The 17,502-nt window shown below is 60.2% G+C and carries 18 protein-coding genes; 12 read left to right on the top strand and 6 right to left on the bottom strand.

Annotated elements, in window-relative coordinates:
- The first annotated feature begins 53 nt into the window (after positions 1-53).
- On the top strand, positions 54-947 hold the full coding sequence (locus DY251_RS11115; RefSeq protein ID WP_116623969.1) for a DMT family transporter: 894 nt from the start codon (positions 54-56) through the stop codon (positions 945-947).
- On the opposite strand, the gene DY251_RS11110 is transcribed toward DY251_RS11115, so the two are convergent.
- Positions 937-1,287, bottom strand: a complete 351-nt coding sequence (locus tag DY251_RS11110; RefSeq protein ID WP_170971340.1) for a DMT family protein — start codon at positions 1,285-1,287, stop codon at positions 937-939. The genes DY251_RS11115 and DY251_RS11110 overlap by 11 nt on opposite strands.
- 137 nt (positions 1,288-1,424) lie before the next feature.
- On the opposite strand from DY251_RS11110, the gene DY251_RS11105 reads away from it, so the two are divergent.
- From DY251_RS11105 to DY251_RS11085, 5 genes are all read left to right on the top strand, one after another.
- Positions 1,425-1,850, top strand: coding sequence for a DUF3775 domain-containing protein (locus DY251_RS11105; protein ID WP_116624056.1), 426 nt, complete (start codon positions 1,425-1,427; stop codon positions 1,848-1,850).
- Positions 1,847-2,734, top strand: coding sequence for an extensin-like domain-containing protein (locus DY251_RS11100; RefSeq protein WP_116623968.1), 888 nt, complete (start codon positions 1,847-1,849; stop codon positions 2,732-2,734). The genes DY251_RS11105 and DY251_RS11100 overlap by 4 nt, the downstream gene beginning before the upstream one ends.
- A gap of 105 nt (positions 2,735-2,839) precedes the next feature.
- Positions 2,840-4,000: an extensin-like domain-containing protein gene (locus tag DY251_RS21960; RefSeq protein WP_425373293.1), complete on the top strand. Its 1,161-nt coding sequence runs from the start codon at positions 2,840-2,842 to the stop codon at positions 3,998-4,000.
- Positions 4,001-4,044: 44 nt separating this feature from the next.
- Complete coding sequence (locus DY251_RS11090) at positions 4,045-4,755, top strand: LssY C-terminal domain-containing protein (protein WP_116623967.1); 711 nt, start codon at positions 4,045-4,047, stop codon at positions 4,753-4,755.
- 199 nt (positions 4,756-4,954) lie between these two features.
- On the top strand, positions 4,955-6,253 hold the full coding sequence (locus tag DY251_RS11085; protein WP_116623966.1) for a hemolysin family protein: 1,299 nt from the start codon (positions 4,955-4,957) through the stop codon (positions 6,251-6,253).
- Between the two features lie 10 nt (positions 6,254-6,263).
- On the opposite strand, the gene DY251_RS11080 is transcribed toward DY251_RS11085, so the two are convergent.
- Positions 6,264-6,653, bottom strand: coding sequence for an acyl-CoA thioesterase (locus tag DY251_RS11080; protein WP_116623965.1), 390 nt, complete (start codon positions 6,651-6,653; stop codon positions 6,264-6,266).
- Positions 6,654-6,740: 87 nt separating this feature from the next.
- Between DY251_RS11080 and DY251_RS11075 the strand changes: the two genes are divergently transcribed.
- The gene (locus DY251_RS11075; protein WP_342633564.1) at positions 6,741-8,069 is read left to right on the top strand and encodes a TCR/Tet family MFS transporter; all 1,329 of its coding nucleotides are present in this window, start codon (positions 6,741-6,743) and stop codon (positions 8,067-8,069) included.
- Here the strand turns inward: DY251_RS11075 and DY251_RS11070 are convergent.
- The gene (locus tag DY251_RS11070) at positions 8,045-8,440 is read right to left on the bottom strand and encodes a cupin domain-containing protein (RefSeq protein WP_116623964.1); all 396 of its coding nucleotides are present in this window, start codon (positions 8,438-8,440) and stop codon (positions 8,045-8,047) included. The two genes, DY251_RS11075 and DY251_RS11070, sit on opposite strands and share 25 nt — an antisense overlap.
- A gap of 173 nt (positions 8,441-8,613) precedes the next feature.
- Here DY251_RS11070 and DY251_RS11065 point away from each other — a divergent pair, with 173 nt between their 5' ends.
- Positions 8,614-10,230, top strand: coding sequence for a GMC family oxidoreductase (locus DY251_RS11065; RefSeq protein WP_116623963.1), 1,617 nt, complete (start codon positions 8,614-8,616; stop codon positions 10,228-10,230).
- On the top strand, positions 10,227-11,438 hold the full coding sequence (locus DY251_RS11060; protein ID WP_116623962.1) for a mandelate racemase/muconate lactonizing enzyme family protein: 1,212 nt from the start codon (positions 10,227-10,229) through the stop codon (positions 11,436-11,438). The genes DY251_RS11065 and DY251_RS11060 overlap by 4 nt, the downstream gene beginning before the upstream one ends.
- A 51-nt stretch (positions 11,439-11,489) precedes the next feature.
- Here DY251_RS11060 and DY251_RS11055 read toward each other — a convergent pair whose 3' ends face one another.
- Entirely contained in the window at positions 11,490-12,422 is a 933-nt protein-coding gene (locus tag DY251_RS11055; RefSeq protein ID WP_116623961.1) for a diacylglycerol/lipid kinase family protein, read from the bottom strand.
- Between the two features lie 724 nt (positions 12,423-13,146).
- On the opposite strand from DY251_RS11055, the gene DY251_RS11050 reads away from it, so the two are divergent.
- The 3 genes from DY251_RS11050 (at position 13,147) to DY251_RS11040 (ending at position 15,026) form a co-directional block, all read left to right on the top strand.
- Positions 13,147-13,575 (top strand): DUF4383 domain-containing protein, encoded by a 429-nt coding sequence (locus tag DY251_RS11050; RefSeq protein WP_116623960.1) that lies wholly within the window; start codon positions 13,147-13,149, stop codon positions 13,573-13,575.
- A gap of 3 nt (positions 13,576-13,578) precedes the next feature.
- On the top strand, positions 13,579-14,712 hold the full coding sequence (locus tag DY251_RS11045) for a hypothetical protein (protein WP_116623959.1): 1,134 nt from the start codon (positions 13,579-13,581) through the stop codon (positions 14,710-14,712).
- Between the two features lie 89 nt (positions 14,713-14,801).
- Complete coding sequence (locus DY251_RS11040; protein ID WP_116623958.1) at positions 14,802-15,026, top strand: helix-turn-helix domain-containing protein; 225 nt, start codon at positions 14,802-14,804, stop codon at positions 15,024-15,026.
- Between the two features lie 51 nt (positions 15,027-15,077).
- Here DY251_RS11040 and DY251_RS11035 read toward each other — a convergent pair whose 3' ends face one another.
- Both DY251_RS11035 and DY251_RS11030 read right to left on the bottom strand, forming a co-directional pair.
- Positions 15,078-15,701, bottom strand: coding sequence for a hypothetical protein (locus tag DY251_RS11035; protein WP_116623957.1), 624 nt, complete (start codon positions 15,699-15,701; stop codon positions 15,078-15,080).
- Positions 15,698-17,314 (bottom strand): FAD-binding oxidoreductase, encoded by a 1,617-nt coding sequence (locus tag DY251_RS11030; RefSeq protein WP_245415923.1) that lies wholly within the window; start codon positions 17,312-17,314, stop codon positions 15,698-15,700. The genes DY251_RS11035 and DY251_RS11030 overlap by 4 nt, the downstream gene beginning before the upstream one ends.
- Positions 17,315-17,502: the final 188 nt, after the last annotated feature.

Genomic DNA, 17,502 nt, shown 5'->3' with positions numbered 1-17,502 from the left:
TTCCCTGTCTTATCCGACAATGCTAAAGCGCGGCGCGAATATTGAGGAATCTCATGAGCCGCATCCAGGCTAATCTGTTGCTATTGCTTGCCGGTGCTGTGTGGGGCATGGGCTTCGTCGCCCAATCGACCGCGATGGCGTTTGTCGGCCCGTTCCTCTTCATTGGTTTGCGCTTTGTCGCCGCCACCGTCGCGATGCTCCCATTCGCGCTCATTGAATCCGCACGCTCGACCGAAAGGCTCACTCCCCAAAACTGGCGCGCATTCGCCGTCATCGGTGCAAACCTGTTTGCTGCCATCTCGTTCCAGCAATTGGGCATCATGAGCACGACCGTAACCAATTCCGGCTTCCTCACCGGGCTATACGTGGTGCTCACGCCGATTTGCGGCGTGCTGCTATTCCGCGAATGGCCGCATATTGCAGTCTGGACCGCAGCGCTCATCGCCCTCGCGGGTATCTGGCTCCTCGCTGGCGGGCAGCTCTCCACGCTCACAAAGGGCGATTGGCTGTCCATCCTGGGCGCACTGTTCTGCGGATTTCAGCTTGCACTTATTGGCCGGCACGCTCGCAAAACGGGCCGTCCGGTCACGCTCGCCGTAACCGAATTTGCCGTCTGCGCCGTGCTTGGCCTGTCGCTCGCCATCGCGCTCGAGCCCATCAGCCTCGCCGCAATCCAGAACGCAGCGCCGCAAATCCTATATGCGGGCATATTCTCCGGCGGCCTCGCTTTCACGTTGCAGGCTATCGGCCAGCGCTACACCACCTCCGCGCAGGCGGCGATTTTCCTGTCATCGGAAGCCGTATTTGCCGCCCTCTTTGGCGCGTGGCTGCTTGGCGAACGCCTGCCGCCCATCGGTTGGCTCGGCTGCGGCTTCATCCTTGTCGCTATCCTCGTCGCGGAAATGATACCCGCGTTGAAGCGCAAGCCCGCCGCGCTTACCCCTTGAAAATAAAGGCCGCGCCGCCTGCAATCATCGCGAATCCGATGACATGATTCAAAGTCAGAGATTCCTTCAGGTAAAGCACTGAAAAAACTGCAAAAACGGTCAGCGTAATGACCTCTTGCATGGTCTTCAGCTCTGCCGCTGAATAAACCTGACTGCCGATGCGGTTGGCGGGCACGGCCAGCCAATACTCGAAAAAAGCGATAAACCAGCTCACGATCACAGCTGCCCAAAGCGGCGCGCTGGTGTGTTTCAAATGACCGTACCACGCGAACGTCATGAACACATTCGACGCAATCAGCATCAGGATCGGCAGAACCTTCGGCGACAGAAGTATGGCCATGAAGTTGAACCCTTTGGGCGATGAGACGTTATGCCGTTCCACTATGCTGATTCTGTCTGCATTCGGGAGTTGCATTCATGGAAGCGTTGATCACAAATATTGTTGGCCATGCCGAACGCAGCGAAAGGGCGAGCGAATTGAAGCGCACCCCCGAAAAGGAATGGGAACTCACCGTCGGGCCGGATACCGTTCGGCTGTTGATCCTCAAGGCGAAGGCAATCAGCGCCGAGGTCAATGACGACTACGCGGACGGCAGCGAGCACGAAGTCGAATTTGACGGCGAAGGTCACGACATTCACCGTCACGACGGCCTTGCCGAAGAGGAAGAAGAAGACCTCAGGGCACGCGAGTTGCGAGCGCTTATCCAAGATCTCAACGTCGATGAAGCCGCCGAGTTGGTCGCGCTGGTATGGCTTGGCCGCGGCGATTACGACGCCTCGGAGTGGGCAGATGCGCTCACCGCCGCGCGGCAGCGGAATGCGCGCAGCACCGCTCGCTATCTCATGGGAATGCCAATGTTAGGGGATTATCTGGAAGAGGGGCTTGAGGCACTGGGCGCATGAAAGCCGGCGCGCCGCTGGCGCTTCTGGCCCTCATTGCTGCCGCTGGCCCTGCCCTGGCGGTCGATCTGCCCAACAAGGTAGCGAAGCCGCCGGAGCGTCCGCCAGTCGAAGCGCCTGCCCCTGAAAAGCCGCCGCTTCCTACGCCTTCGCCGGAGCCGCCGTCCACTGAAACGCAGCCAGCGCCAGAAATCGCGCCCGTTCCCGCTGAAAAGCCAGCCGAGGCGAATGCGCCCCTTCCCGAACCGCGCCCGACACCGCCAGCATCGGAAAACCCCGTCGATCCCGCTGATCTTCTGCGTCAACCGCCGCCGGACCTTGGCGGCCCCAAGGCCGAAACCGCAATGCCCGCCGACGAACAAGCCTGCCGCGCGGAACTCTCAGCGCTTGGCGCAAAATTCAAGGAGTTGCCGCCGGTTCAAGAGCCTGCGGGCTGCTCCATGCCGCACCCGCTCGTCGTCACACAGCTCACTACCGAAATCGACATCGCACCGGAGATCACGGTCAATTGCGCTACTGCCCTGGCAGCGGCGAAATTCTCCGAGAGTGTAATGTCACCCGCTGCCGAAAAGATCTTGGGCTCGCGCATCAAATCCATCTCGCAGGCGTCGGGCTATGTCTGCCGCCCGCGCAACGGCACGAACAAGCTGTCCGAACACGCCTTCGGCAACGCAATCGACATCGCCGCTTTCACACTGGCCGACAAGAAAACAATCGCGGTCGAGCCCGCGCCGCCACCTGAAAACGAGAAATTCCTGCGCGAAGTCCGAAACGACGCCTGCGGCCCGTTCAAGACGGTACTCGGCCCCGGCAGCGACGCAGACCATTCGCTGCATTTCCACCTGGATCTCGCCCATCGCCGCAATGGCGGCACCTTCTGCGAGTAGCGCCGCAATCCCGCCGCACCCGTAAACCCGCGCGCTGAGCTTTCCTTTACGTTTGGCCGCTAGATTCGCGCCATAGGGACATGAACCGCCCCGAAAGGGATACGGATGACGGGGAAATTCTTTGCCGCTCCCACCAAACGAAATGGTTGGTGGCTCGGCATCGGCATGATTGCGCTTGCCGCCTGTTCAAGTGACGGGCTTGGAGATTTGCGACCGCCCGCCGATGTCGGATCACAAACGGCATCCATCGCGCCATCTCAGCCGGTCGCCTCACGGCCTTCGACGCCCATCGCACGCGTCGAGCAGGAAATGGTCGCACCCGCCGAACCGGCCTACACGGCCGTCAGCGAGCCGCTTCCTTCAGTCGATGACGAAATGGCGCAATCCGCGCCGCAAATGTCCATGCCTGCTGCAGAAACCGGCGGCGAGCCGATCATTCGCGGCGCGCCGGAGCGTCAACTCGCTCAAGCCTTCCCGCCCGTCGAAAATCCTGCGCGCTCGCTTTCCGACGCTGAGCCGGACATGTCCACCGAGCAGATGACCGAGCCGGATCCTGAGTTTGAACAGGAGCCTGACGCACCTATGACCGCGGAGCCGGAAGAAGCGCCTGCCATCGAGCCGCAGCCCGCGCCACGTCAGGCGATGGTCGCCTATCCGCGCATTCCCTCGCCGGTACCTGCCGAACCGGAAGCCGTCCCGCTGCGTCCTCGCGCAATGCCTTTGTCTTCCGACGAAGTCGAATGCCGCCAGCGGCTCAGGAAGCTCGGCGTTCGTTATGTCGATTTGAAACCTATCTACGACAGTCCGTCCTGCCAGATTGCGCACCCGATCAAGTTGCAGGCTATCGGCAGCGTGGAGATGCGACCCGCCGCAACGCTCACCTGTGCAATGGCCGCAAGCTTCGCTGCGTGGACCCGTAACGAACTCGTGCCATCCTCGCGCCTGCGCTATTTCTCGGGCGTCCAGACCATTCATCAAGGCTCGGCCTATTCCTGCCGCCGCATCGCGCGCTCGCGCACCATGTCTGCCCACTCGCAGGGCAACGCGCTGGACGTCATGGCACTGACCCTGAACAACGGCAAAAAGATCGACGTCAAGAAGCAGGGCCTGTTTTCCTTCCGCGCGCGCGGCCTGCTGAACAATGTGCGCTCTGACGGTTGCGAATATTTCACCACCGTTCTCGGCCCCGGTTACAATTGGGACCATCGCAACCACTTCCATTTCGATCTCATGCAGCGAAAAAACGGTCGCCACGCCTGCCACTGAACAAGGCCGCTTGCCGCGCTATCCGCTTTGGCTAAATTGCGCGCATGAGCGAGCCGTTACCCAAAAAACGTCGCCGCAAATTGCGCGGCATCACCTATCTTGTCGCGGTTTATACGGCGGCTGCTTACATCGTCATTCCCGAGCTTTGGCGCGTTGCAGAACACTACTTGCTCAGCCAGCCCGGCGGCATGGTCACGCACACAACTGCGGGCATCCCCGGCGATCCAATCAACATCGGAATTGCCGCAGATAAGGCGCAAATCATCGCGGCGTTCGCCAAGGCCGGTTGGGACACCGCCGACGCACTCACCCTGCGAACGGCTGCGGAAATCGGCCTCGCCGTGCTGTTCGATCGCCCCTACGCCGACGCACCCGTCAGCACGCTGGTCTTCGAAGGCCGTCCGCAGGATCTCGCCTTTGAAAAGCCTATCGGCGACAGCCCCGACCGCCGCAATCATGTGCGTTTCTGGTTCACCTCGCAGATCGTCGACAGCAACGAATTGTGGCTCGGCTCTGCCAGCCTCGATACCGGCGCAGGCCTGAGTCACGACACCGGCCAGATCACGCACCACATCGGCCCCGACATCGACGCTGAGCGCGATCTGGTCATTGCTGATCTTCAGGGCACCGGCGCTGTCGCGCGCGTGTTCGAGATGCCGGGTCGCGGTGCAACGCAGGATGGTCGCAACGGCGGTGGCGACCGCTATTTCACCGACGGCTTTGCAAAAATCGCCGTACTGAAGCCTGCCAACTGACTTACCTGTCCCCGCAAACGGGGCGAGGCGCGCTGTTTCATCGCTTCATCAAAACGCCAGTGTCGGCGGGCTGGTTAAACGCTCGCGTCCCCCTCTCCCTGCTCTTTGCGGAAAGGGGGTAAAGGTGAGGGGCAAATCCACCGCACAATAATGATATTGCCGCTTTTCTTACCGCCTGCGGCAATGATATGAGCGGATTATGTTATATTTCGAACTAGGCATCGTTGCCGTCCTTATCGTCGTCAACGGCCTGCTGGCCATGTCTGAACTGGCGATAGTTTCCTCCCGGCCAGCCCGCCTGAAAGGCATGATCGAGCGCGGTGAAAACGGCAAAGGCGCGGCGCGTGCGCTGGAGCTTGCCGCCAATCCGGGCCGCTTCCTTTCGTCCGTTCAGATCGGAATCACGCTTGTCGGCGTGCTATCGGGCGCATTCTCCGGTGCGACTCTTGGTCAGCGCCTGTCTGAGACTCTGCTTTCAATGGGCGTCTCGGCAAACCTGTCAGACGCGCTTGGCGTCGGTATTGTCGTCGCCTTCATCACCTATGCATCGCTGATCGTCGGCGAACTCGTGCCCAAGCAGATCGCGCTGCGTGATCCGGAGGCAATCGCCACGCGCGTTGCGCCCACAATGGGCGTCATCGCAACCATCGCCGCCCCTCTGGTCTGGCTGCTCGATATTTCCGGCCGCGCTGTTCTCTGGCTGCTTGGTCAGAGCGGCGAGAGCGAAGACCGCGTCACGGACGAGGAAATCAAGATGCTGGTCGCCGAGGCCGAGCATCACGGCACCATCGAGTCCGACGAGCGCCGCATGATCGCAGGCGTCATGCGCCTTGGCGACCGTGCCGTCCGCGCTGTCATGACCCCGCGTACCGAGGTGGATTGGATCAACCTCGAAGCCGACGACGCTGTAATCCGCAAACTGGTGATGGACACGCCGCATTCGCGCCTGCCCGCCGGTGAGGGCACCGTGGATTCCATGATCGGCGTTGTGCAGACGCGCGATATTCTCGCTGCCATGCTGGCGGGCAAGTCATTCGACGTTCGCAAGCATGTGCGCCACGCCCCCATCGTTCACGATCAGGCCGACGCGCTCGACGTCTTGACCACGCTCAAGGCATCTGACGTGCCGATGGCACTCGTGCACGATGAATACGGTCATTTCGAAGGTATCGTGTCGCCTGCCGACATTCTCGAAGCCATCACCGGCGTTTTCCGCTCGGATCTCGACATCGGCGACGCCGAGCAAAGCGCCGTCAAGCGCGAAGACGGATCGTGGCTCTTGGAAGGCTATATGCAGGCCGATGAAATGGCCGAACTTCTCAACATTCCGCTGCCTGAAAACCGCGATTACGAGACTGTCGCCGGTTACGTGCTGTCACACCTCAATCACATCCCGAACACGGGCGAGCAGTTTGAGGCGCAGGGTTGGCGGTTTGAGGTCGTCGATCTCGACGGCCGCCGCATCGACAAGGTCATGGCTGCCAAACTGCCGCAGTAGGTGCAGCCCCTCACTCTTCTGGAATTGGTGTTGGCCGTCCCTCGCCGTCCAGCGCGACCATCACGAAATCCGCATAGGTCACTTTCTCGATAATATCCGTGAGATAGCGTCGCGCCCAGGCATCCACTTTCAGCGTTATCGACGTGCGACCGACCTTCACCACTTCGGTATAAACGCACAGAGTGTCGCCCACTTTCACCGGCTTGGCGAATGCCATTTCCTTCACTGCCACCGTCGCGACACGTCCGCGCGCGCGTTCGGCGGCGCGCATTCCTGCGGCCATATCCATCTGCGACATCACCCAGCCGCCGAAAATATCGCCAGCGGCATTTGCATCGCTCGGCATGGCGAAGGTGCGCAAAGTCAGCTCGCCTGTTTGAGGTCCGTTATTTCCCGGCATTTCATTTCCCCGATTTTTCCTTTCGGTAGCCGCACCACACGGGCCGGTCAACTGCCAAAGGTTTGTCAGCAGAGATGACTTGGACCAATGGCATCGACGAGCGATGAGGGCTATAAGCCGCGCCTCTCGATTCACGCGTGCAAATTGATGTTCGGTACAGCTATCCGAGGCCGCAAGGCCGCCATTGCATTCATTCTTGTAACCGCGGTGCTGGACATCGTGGCAATGGGCATTGTCATTCCCGTGCTGCCGGAGTTGATCCGCCAGTTCGCCGGAAACGACTCGCAGGCTGGCTGGCTGAACGGCCTGTTCGTTGCGCTGTGGGCGGGCATGCAGTTTCTCTGCTCCCCGGTCATCGGCTCTCTGTCCGACAAATATGGCCGACGTCCGGTCATCCTGATTTCCGCCGCTGGCCTCGCTGCCGACTACGTGTTGATGGCCGTCGCGCCAAACCTTTGGTGGCTCGCGCTTGGGCGCATCATTGCAGGCGTTACCTCGTCCGCCTTCACCACGGCATTCGCCTACATGGCCGACATCACCCCGCCCGAGCAGCGTGCCAAGGCTTACGGCCTCATCGGCGCGGCGTTCAGCGCGGGCTTCGTCGCCGGTCCGGTCATAGGCGGATTCCTTGGTGAAATCTCGCCGCGCGCACCATTCTGGGCAGCCGCCGCCATGAGCGGCATTGCCTTTCTCTACGGCCTGTTCGTACTGCCGGAATCGCTCGCGCCTGAAAAACGCATGGCGTTCTCATGGAAGCGCGCCAATCCCATCGGCGCCATGACCCTGCTCAGCCGCCACCCGGAATTGTCGGGTCTGGCGGTGGTCATCTTCCTGTTGCACTTCGCCCATCACGTCTTTTCGGCGATCTGGGTGCTCTACTCCTACCATATTTTCGGCTGGACCCCGCTGCAGGCGGGTCTGGCGCTCTCCGCTGTCGGCGCGCTGGATATGCTTGTGCAGGGCGTTCTGGTCGGCCCGATCGTTGCGCGCCTTGGCGACCGTAAAACGATGGTCATGGGCCTTGCGTGTGGCGCGCTCGGCATCGCCATCATGGGCGCGGCGCCCACCAGCTTCTGGTATCTGTTCGCCCTGCTGCCAAACGCACTTTGGGGCCTCGCCATGCCCACGCTGCAATCGCTAATGACACGCCTCGTATCGGAGTCCGAACAGGGCCAGTTGCAGGGCGCGAATATGAGCGTCGGCTCCATCGCTGGCATCGTTTCGCCGCTGTTTTTCGGCGCGGTCTATGCCTTCACGGTAAAGCCGGGTTCATCCCTGCCCTACGCTGGCCTGTCATACTACATCGCAGCCGCCATCCTGCTCGCGGGCGCTCTGGTCGGCTGGTATGTCGCGCGCAATGCCGTCCGTGCCGAAGCCAATCTCGACGCCGCTCAGCCTGCGTCTGGAAACCGGTAGACAACGTCCGAAAACCGATCCTGCGGAAACACGTAAAACAACCGCAGCACGGCATCGCCTTCATTGCGAATGCCGTGCTCTGCATTGCCGGGAATGAACACCGTATCGCCAGCGGTCACGGTCCGCTCCTGGCCCTCAAGCGTCAAAATGCCCTGCCCTTCGAGTATGTGATAAAGCTCCGCCGGGTCGTGTCGATGCGGCTTCAAAATCCCCTTGCGCGGTTCAAACTCGGCAATCCCGCAGCTCAGTGCGCTGGTCGGCGTAATATCACCGCTCACCAGCGTGTACCAGGACACGGTCCCGCGCTCAGGATTGTCCCAGCCGTCGCGCTCCCGCTCACGTGCGCTCGTCACCAAGGGTTTGTCGGCCATTCAAGTTCCTCCGATTGTCGTGCCATGCAATCCGATCATTGGCCGCAACGCCGCTTTCCTTGCGACAGCCCGCAGTCGCATTTTTCACAGCCCTTGCCGTCCGGTCGCAACAAAACGACATTGGAAGAAGAATAGCTTTTTCCACGGAAACAGAGGGTAGCCGAACCGCCATCATGCAAACCTATGATTTTGTGATTGTCGGTTCCGGCTCGGCGGGTTCGGTGGTGGCGGAGCGGCTTTCCGCCAGCGGGCGCTATTCCGTGCTCGTTCTGGAAGCGGGCGGCACAGATCGCCGCTTCTTCGTCCAGATGCCGCTTGGCTATGGCAAATGCTTCTTCGATCCTGCGGTAAACTGGAATTACAAGACCGAGCCGGACCCCGGCCTCGCGGGCAATGCCGATCACTGGCCACGTGGCAAAATCCTCGGCGGCTCAAGCTCAATCAACGCGATGGTATGGATACGCGGCAATCCTGCCGATTATGATGGCTGGGCTGCATCCGGCAACACCGGCTGGAGCTGGCGCGACGTTCTCCCCGACTTCAAGGCCATCGAGGACAACACCGCTGGCGCGGATGAATGGCGCGGCACAGGCGGTCCGCTCCACGTCACGGATTGCTCCGCTGAGGTCCACCCCCTCACACATCGCTATCTCAAGGCCGCGCAGCAGGCCGGGCTCCCGCTCAATCCGGATTTCAATGGCGCGCGCCAAGATGGCGTCGGCGTCTACCAGATCTCCACCAAGAACGGTCGCCGCATGTCAGCCGCGCGCGCGTTCCTGCGTCCCGCCATGCGTCGCTCGAACGTCCGCGTTGAAACCAATGCGCTGGCCACTCGCATCCTGTTCGACGGCAAGCGCGCAACCGGCATCGAATATGAGCAGAACGGCCAGCGCCATCAGGTCCGCGCCGGCCGGGAAATCATCATCAGTGGCGGCTCGATCAACTCGCCGCAACTCCTGCAATTGTCGGGCATCGGCCCCGCCGCTCACCTCGCCTCGCTCGGCATCACGACAATCCACGCCAACGAGCATATCGGACGCAATCTCGAAGACCACATCGGCATCAACTACACGTTCAAAGGCCGCTCCCCGACGCTCAACCAATTGCTGCGGCCGTGGTGGGGCAAGGCTCTCGTCGGCATGCAATATTTGCTGCTGCGCTCCGGTCCGCTGTCGCTTTCCATGAACAATGCGGGCGGCTTCTTCCGCACCGACCCGGCGCAACCTCGCCCCAACATGCAGCTTTACTTTCAGGCATTCTCGACCGTCATTCCCAAGTCCGGCGAACGACCCATTCTCACGCCTGACCCGTGGCCGGGCTTCTCCATCGGTCTGTCCAATTGCCGCCCCACCAGCCGCGGTGAAATCATGATCCGTTCGGCCAATCCACGCGAATATCCGAAGATCACGCCCAACGCGCTTTCCACTCCACATGACGTTTCGGAAATGCTTTCTGCAGTCAAATTCGTGCGCAAGATCGCGGCGCAACCCGCAATGGCCGAATTCATCGAAGAGGAAATCCTGCCTGGCCCATCAATCACTTCCGACGAGGACTTGATTCAGGATTTCCGCAAGCGCTCCGGCACGGTCTACCACCCCGTCGCCACCTGCCGCATGGGATCGGACCCTGCCGCCTCCGTTGTCGATCCGCGCCTGCGCGTTCACGGCATTGAAGGTTTGCGCGTTATCGACGCGTCCATCTTTCCAAGCAATATTGCTGGCAACACCAACGCGCCCGCAATCATGACCGGCTGGAAGGGTGCGGCAATGGTGCTGGAGGACACCGCATGAAGATCACCGACATCAAGACCTGGGTGGTCGGCAACGATGATGCGGGCATTGGCGGGCGCTACTTCATCTTCGTCAAGCTCACGACAGACTCCAACGTTGTCGGCTATGGCGAGGCCTACACCGCCACCTTCGGCCCGCACATAACCGCCCGCATGATCGAGGATTGCGCCGCGCGCTATCTCATCGGCCACGACCCGCACGACATTGAGGTCTTCTTCCGTCGCGCCTATGCCTCCGGCTTCTCCCAGCGCCCGGATGTTTCCATGATGGGCTGCGTCTCTGCGCTCGAAATGGCCTGCTGGGACATTATCGGCAAGGAGGCGAACAAGCCCGTTCACAAGCTGCTTGGCGGCGCGGTGCACGAAAAGCTGCGCACCTACACATACCTCTACCCGCACGCGGGCAGCGTCGTGCCGTCCGAAGCTGGCGACGTAAATGTCTACAACGATCCTGCGCTGGCCGCCGAATGCGCCGCGCTCTATGTCGAGCAGGGCTTCAACGCCGTGAAGCTCGACCCCGCCGGACCTTGGTCGGCATGGGACGGACGCCAGCCACGCCTCATCGACATTGACCTGTCCGCGCGCATGTTGAAAGCCATCCGCGAGGCGGTCGGCACCCGCGCCGACATTTTGTTCGGCACCCATGGGCAGTTCACCGCCTCCGGCGCGCTGCGCATGGCCGCCGCCATCGAGCCCTACGACCCGCTCTGGTTCGAGGAACCGGTTCCACCCGACATGCCGGAAGTCATGGCCCAGGTTGCACGCGGCACGAAAATCCCCATCGCCACTGGCGAGCGTCTCACCACCAAATGGGAGTTCGCGCGCGTCATCGAACAACGCGCCGCAACCATCCTGCAGCCCGATCTCGGGCGTTCAGGCGGCATTCTGGAGACAAAGAAAATCGCCGCGATGGCGGAGGCGTATCACATTCAGATTGCGCCGCATTGCTATTGCGGGCCGATTGTCGGCGCAGCCAACATCCAGCTCGCGCTCACTTTGCCGAATTTCCTGATCCTCGAATCCATCAAGACCTGGGATGGCTTCCACGCGCGCCTGCTGAAGAAAAAAATCGAATGGCAAGACGGCTATGTGATTCCGTCAACCGAACCCGGCCTTGGCGTTGAACTTGATGAAGCCTTCTGCGACGCCAATCCCTATGATGGCAAACCGCTTCATCTCGAGCCACACCCGACGCCGATTTTTCCCTGATTTATCAGTAATTTGTCCGACACCCCGGAATCAAATCGCAAAGCACTTGAATCAACACCTGAGAAGCAGCGCGCCGGGCAAAATCTCAAACGTAGTCGGCGCGCGTCCGGGTGACTCGCCATCCACATCGACCAGCGGCACGTTGGCTGCGTCCAGTGGCTCCACCGTCACCTTGCGCCCACGCAATATCGTAATCGCATGATGGTCGCGATGCCGCCCACCATAGAGCAGGCGCAAATCCTTCAGCAGTCCGAGCTTTCCTGACGCCCGCACGATCACTACATCGAACTGCCCGTCATCCAGTTCGGCATCGGGCGCAATCATCATGCCCGCGCCGAAGAACCGTCCATTGCATGCCGACACCAATGCAATCCGCGCCTCGATTGGCTCGCCATCATCAACGATGATCCGCACGTTCTGAAACTTGAACCGCAGGAACTCCACCACGGTTCGCCAATAAAACAGCGCCTTGGCCGAAACACGCCCCTTGCGCTTGTCCGCATTGACTGCGCGATCCGTCGCGCCGGAAAGCCCAAGGCTTGCAATGTTGATGAAGTGGCGGCTCGCCAGCGCACCGTGCTCATCCACAAAGCACACGCGGCCCGCATCGATTGCGCGCGGCTTGGCCTCGACAATGCGCTTCACCGCGTCAACCGGCTCGCGCGGAATACCCAGCCCGCGCGCGAAATCCGTACCCGTCCCGCACGGCAAAATGCCCAGCGCCACCGTTCGGCCCATTTCCGCGCGCGCCTGCAGCAAGCCGTCCGCCGCCTCGCTGGCGGTGCCGTCGCCACCCGCCGCGATCACCAGATCGCAGCCCTGCCCCGCAAAAGCCAGCGCCAGCCTTTCGCCGTCGCCCGCCTCTTCCGTCTCGCGCATAATGAGTTCGGCGCAATGCGGTTTCAGCGCACGCTCGATCTCCGGCCAGTGCCGTTTCAGGCGACCGCCACCGGCCACCGGATTCAGGATTACCCCGACTTTCACCCGACTCCTCCTCCGGGTTTATCCTGCGCCACAAAGCCCGGAATAAGCGCTGATGGCAAGCACTCGACGCGGACACCCCTCGCCCTTTTCTTTACGGGGGTCCGAAGGACGGACGAGACCCGTGGCTCGCCCCGGAACGGGCAAGGATGAGGGGCAGCGCAAACGTGCGACCAATGCGTCTCCTTAACTCGCCGCACCAAGCTATTTGCTGCACTGCAATGATTCCCGATAACCCCGTTATCCACAGGGTCAAGGTTGTATCCATACCCACTTTCTCCCGCTAAGGTTTAGTCAACTCAGACGGCAACGGATCGCTGAGCCGCAAGGCGAAGATGAAACGAGGTCAGGCTGAGCCCCGGAGAAGACCGGAGCGATTGGGCTTGCTCATATCGAAACGGATGGAACCGGGACCGCAGACAGCGTGCAAGCGTTATCGGCGGACCGATGCTGCCATGAAGGCCGGTTAGTCTTCGATGGACGTCAGGCAAACCCGCAAGGGAGCGTCGGGCGAGGTTCAAAGCGACTGAAGTCTTCGGACCCGGATGTGGCGAACCGTCAAAAAGAAGGCGATGGATGGCGCGAAACCTTCGGTATTGCTGCCTGAAAAAAGCTGGAACTTTGACAGGGAGGCGCTGGGAGAAATCCCGGCGCCTGCTCTGTTTTTGGCGCTTGTTTTCTCATTAACGATAGCTCGTGTATTCTGCGCCAAAAAACGGGGAACACGATGACTCTTATCCAGAAACTCGCTGTCTTTTACGGCATCATGTTCTTTCTGGTGGTGGCGATTGGCTATGTGCCGGCCTTCAACGACGCAAATGGCTATCTGTTCGGCCTGTTCAGCCTGCAATGGTATGATGACCTTCTGCACGCGTTTTCCGGTGTCTGGGCATTGATCGCGGCCTTCATCTCTAACCGTCAGGCGGTGCTCTATTTCAAGATTTTCGGCGCGGTCTATCTGTTCGACGGCGTGCTCGGCCTCGTCACAGGTTCTGGCTGTCTCGACGGCGGCATCTTCATCAATGGTTTCCGCACCGATATCGACTTCCCCACGCGCGTCTTCGCAAATCTCCCGCATCTGGCGATTGGCGGCTTCGCGGTGTTTGTCGGTTATTGGCTGGCGCGCCGCGTTCGCGACCATTATTCGATGGCCTGACCCTTGTTTCTGCTGAGGCTTTTCTGGCGGCTCATCAAAGCCGCACTGGTCATTGTCCTGCTTGTGCTGGCCATCCCCCTGGCCGGGCTGGCTTACGGCTTCGCCACCACCACGCCGCTCGACAAAACGCCCCTGTCCGGCCTCAATGAAATCCCGACACCGCCCGCGCTCGCCGCAGAGATCCGCGCGGAAATCCCTGGCTATCAGCGGACGGAGGAATCCACCTACCTCACCTATCCGGAATGGGCGATTGTTTACGCCGCGCGCGAATATTCCGGCTTTCTGGAGTCTGGAAAGCGCGAGAGCGCCTTTCCGTATTGGTCTTACATCGGGCGTTTCTGGCAGGATTACGCGATGGTGATCCGCGCCAGTTCTAACCGTCCGTTCAACTTTGCAAATCATCAGATGCTGGCTGTCATCGGCACCAGCCACACCATCGAACACGCCATCCAGTCGCTTTATGAAAGCACGATCGGGCGCTTCACGGAGTGGGCGTCCAGCCACCCGGTCGCTGCCGATCGTTACCTCGCGCGCGTCGCAAAAGACTACGCTGCCTTTCTCGATCAGGTGCCGTGGTATCAATTTCCATACGCGCAAAAACGCGAAGGGCTTCTGTCGCTTGTCCCTGAGGAGGGCGATGACCCCACTCGCACGACCGAGCGCAAGGGCGCGTTCGGCCTCGCTTATTCCATCAAGCAGACCTATGCCAACCTGATCAAATCCGGGCTCGATGCAACCGCTGCGCCCGCCCTGCTCGACATTCACGTCTGGGCGAAGGGACCGGTCGCGCTGGCCATTGCCGACGAACCCGACACGAAGCTCGAAAAAGACATGGGCATCGATGGCGCGATCTTCGTCACGAAGCGCTATCAGGCATTTACGGATATGGTTCCGCGCCTGATCGGTCGCGGCCTCCGGTTCGTGGAAATCGGTGGCAACCGCGAAATTCTCATCACCGCTATTTCAAACGGCGCAATCATCCTGCCGCAAAATGCGCGCCTGTTGTTCGACTATCGCCTTCCCGCCGACCCTCGTCATCGCCGGATCGGCTTGGCGGTCGCAGTGCAGCAGTTGCACACGATCATACCCATGCTCGAAAAATCCGGCGCGCATCTGGAACATGTCTACGATTATTGACAACCGTTTCCACCTCGCCCATGCATTAAAAATACCTATATTTCCGATATCTACTTCCTGAAAATTGTGGGTTTTGCTGTGTAAAAACGCTGGGAACGGAGCGGCACACCGCCCCTGTCGAATTGCTGATTGCGAAGCGGGAGGCAGCAGGTCTAACCCAGAGCGAACTGGCCGCGCGATTGGGAGAGTATCAATCCTTTGTCGCTCGCCTGGAGAGTGGCGAACGAAGGATCGATGTTGTCGAGTTTCTGAACCTTGCCGAAATCCTGAACTTCGATCGCGGAAGGGCTGTCAAAAAGACTCTCGTCTCTTAGGCATTCCCCTTGTGGGGCGAGGAGTGGTCCGCGAAGCGGATGAAAAGCCCCCTACTGTAACCGGAACGTCTCCCAGAACTTGGCGATCTTCGCGCTGTCCTGCGCGGCGTTTTCCCGATCCATGCGCGTGATCACAATCACGCCCGCATCGTCCTTGCCGTAGGATTCAATCTCATAATCAACCGTGTCGCGCCTTAGCGTCTCGGTCGCCACAATACCGGAGAGCGTCTTGCCCGATACATCACGCTTCGCGTCCTTGCGTTCCAGCTTTGCGCCTGCAGCCACGGCATCGCCAGTCAGTTCCTTCAGCATCATTTCGTTGAGGGTGGATGGATCGAGCCCGTCATAGGTTTGCACAATCACCATCGTTCCCAGCGCTGTCGTCATAAGGTGCTGCACAACACCGTCGCCGAGGTCGGAGCGCGTCACCGACACATCGCTTGGATGCACAAAGGTAAAGCCCTCGCCCGAATAGGTCGCAAATTCGTTTCGCGTAAGTTCCACCCGCACCTTCGAGCCATCCGGCAGGGTGATTTCCGCGCGCTCGCCCACATCAATATCAATCGACTGCTCGCCCAGCTTCAGCCGAAACGCTTTCGTTGTGACTGCGCTCGTGGAAGACAAAGCCAACCCGCCCGTCCCGAACAGGAGCGCGATCAATGCTATTGTTTTCATGCCATACCTGCGAGCGCCTTGATGGCGCGATAAAATGTCGATGTGAACAATTCGCCGGGATCGTAACGGAGCTTTGCAGCGAGAAATTCGGGCATTTCGGGATAGGAGGCAAGCAACTCCTTGCCCGTGAAATGCAGTTGGTAAGGCAGGAAAAACCGCCCGCCATGCTGCAAGGTCAAATCGATCAGCTTGCGCGTCAAATCCCGCATCTGCCGATTGCCCTCCTCTGTCGTCGGCTGGTTCACGTAAAGCACCAGTGAAAATGCCGGCACGGGCGCGTAGTTCAGCGCAATATCTTCCTGGTGCACGATCCGGATAGAAGCGTTCAGGACCGGCAAATCCTGCGCCATCAAAATTTCGCGCGCGCCCTCGATGAATTCATTATACGCCCCGCGCGGCACGAAATATTCGTGCAGAATATCCGTCTCAGCCGGGAGATCGTTGAACAGATACGGCACTGAATCGTGCATCGGGTTGTTGCGCGAAACGAGGCACGCCTCCCCCTCGCCCATCGCAGCGGTGCGCGACACGGTGCAGCTTTCGAAACGTGGCTCCAGCGCCCTTTCGCTGAACCATTTCAGCTCCTGAAACGGCCCGCCCCATTTTGCCAGGTTCATAAGCACGCGCTTGACGCCCACTGCGCCCGGCGCGCCCAGTTCCGGCATATCCGGCGGCGCTTCTTCGGCCACCTTGTCGTAGCGATAGACGATCATGTCCTGCATAAAATTGCCGGGCGCGGTCGAAAGATGCCCGTAAAACAGCCCGACATTCTCATCGTGCTCCAGCTTTTCCGCGAAGAAGGCCGGAAAATCCAGGGACCGGATAATCTCGCGCGACGTCCGATAAACCGCATTGTCGGTGATCTCGAGTTCGGCGGACAGGATCACGCCGAACAGCCCATATCCACCGATGATGTGCCGAAACAAATCCGCATTTTCCGTCCGCGAACACGTCACCACCGAGCCATCCGCCAGCATCATTCGCAATTGCTTCACCGTCCCGGCAATGGACCCCACCTGATGATCCATGCCGTGTGCATTCACCGAAAGCGATCCGCCCACGGAGAAAATATCGGTCGATTGCATTGCCTTCACGGCAAATCGCGGATGCAGCACATTCTGGATGTCGTGCCATGTCGCGCCGGGCTGCACCGTCATGCTGCGCTGCGCCTCATCCAGCGCAATGCTGTTGAACTTCATCATGTCAAGCACGAGCGCATTGTCGTCGAACGCTTGCCCGCCCATGGAGTGCCGCACGGCTGCCATCGACACCCGCAATCCATTGTCGCGCGCAAAAGCCAGCGCTCGCGCCACATCGTTCTCGGAAGCAACCTGCACAACGCCATAAACCGGAGTGCGCGACAGCGCGCTTGCGTCGTTCAGAACCCCGCCCTGCATCTTCCATGGCAGACCCGGATCGTAGGCCGGCGCAACGCCCTGCATTTCGTCCGGCAGCACCACTCCATCGGCATCGGCAATGCGCCCTAAATCCTTGGTTCCGTTCGGTCCGCGCGCCAGCCGCGCCACGGTCGTTCCCGCCCACAGCGCACCACCTCCCACCAAGGCCGCGCCGAGAAGCGCGCGACGACCTATCCAACTTTTGCGGGAGTTCATTGTCATTTTTGCCTTTGGGAACCGCCAAACGGATAGCTTGTAGCTATCTGGTTGACCAAAGGTTACAACGCAAAGATGATGCAGAATGGAAATAACGTGATATGGACAGCCTGACAGGAGTCCAGCAGCGTCAATTGAAGGGCAAAATATTGCTCTGCAGTTAGTTAAATTTGTAGTCAACAGAGTGC

This window comes from Mesorhizobium denitrificans (assembly GCF_003403035.1).
In the GTDB taxonomy this organism is placed as follows: Bacteria; Pseudomonadota; Alphaproteobacteria; order Rhizobiales; family Rhizobiaceae; genus Mesorhizobium_G; species Mesorhizobium_G denitrificans.
This window is presented reverse-complemented; position numbering and strand designations above follow the sequence as displayed.